The following is an 815-nucleotide window of genomic DNA, read 5'->3' as shown; positions in this document are numbered from 1 at the left end:
TTCGGTGTTCATAGTTCAATCTCCTTTGTAGTCAAAAATATGTTGTTATTCCTTCATCTGCTTGATGGCCTGGTTAACACCAGTTGCCGCCAGACCGCTTACAATGCCCACGGCAACGGCGGTCAGCGGGTCCGTCGCCGGGAAGTCCTGGAGGCCGGTATACAGGGCCGCCACGCCCAGAACGCCGCCGCACAGGCCCACGATAGCCGGGATGTACTTGTTATCCAGGCCAGACGATTTGACGATCAGTCCCACCAGATAACAGATGACGGTAATGGCCGCCACGGATGCGATTCCAAAGTCCATATTTTCACCCCCTCTCAAAGACCTATCTTGTCTAACAGAAAGGCCATAACCGCTGTAATAACCGCCGCAATTACGGCCCAACTTATTTTGCCTTTCAGATCTTTCCAGGTTCGTCCAGGCTCTGCCTGAATGTCTGACAATCCCTTGGACAGTGTGCTCACTTTACCCGTCAGGTCCTCCAGCTTTTCGAGTATCGTTGTGTACTGCTGGCCCTGCTCTGCACGGGCGATCTCCAAGGCCCGGACCCGATTATAAAATTCTTTGTGCGTCTCAGAGGATTTCTGTTCGTTCTTTTCTACTCGCCGTTCCAGGTTAGCGATACGGGATTCCATGGGACAATCATTGCAATCCGGTGGCATGGCACACCGCCTTTCCATCTTAAACTATTGGTTAATAAATCCTGAAATCTCCAGTCACATGATAAGCGGCTCCAACTTGGCCAATAATTTTAATTTGAGAAATGTCACCAGAGAAAAAGGGCGAAGAGCGTGACACATCAAATTCGGCAA

2 protein-coding genes are annotated in these 815 nt (G+C 50.4%); both read right to left on the bottom strand.

The window, feature by feature from the left end:
* Positions 1-45: 45 nt before the first annotated feature.
* Positions 46-306, bottom strand: a complete 261-nt coding sequence (locus ACEVJK_RS14420; RefSeq protein WP_186853532.1) for a phage holin family protein — start codon at positions 304-306, stop codon at positions 46-48.
* A 14-nt stretch (positions 307-320) separates the two neighbouring features.
* Positions 321-638, bottom strand: a complete 318-nt coding sequence (locus ACEVJK_RS14415) for a hypothetical protein (protein ID WP_374740901.1) — start codon at positions 636-638, stop codon at positions 321-323.
* Between the last annotated feature and the right edge of the window lie 177 nt (positions 639-815).

The organism is Flintibacter sp. P01028 (assembly GCF_041925235.1).
Taxonomy (GTDB): Bacteria; Bacillota; Clostridia; order Oscillospirales; family Oscillospiraceae; genus Lawsonibacter; species Lawsonibacter aceti.
Note: the sequence above shows the minus strand (reverse complement) of the source record. Positions and strands in the feature narration are given on the sequence as shown.

What these genes read in the sequence shown, in the direction of transcription:
- ACEVJK_RS14420 (WP_186853532.1), bottom strand. Translation starts at nt 306, where the DNA reads ATGGACTTTGGAATCGCATCCGTGGCGGCCATTACCGTCATCTGTTAT.
- ACEVJK_RS14415 (WP_374740901.1), bottom strand. Translation starts at nt 638, where the DNA reads ATGGAATCCCGTATCGCTAACCTGGAACGGCGAGTAGAAAAGAACGAA.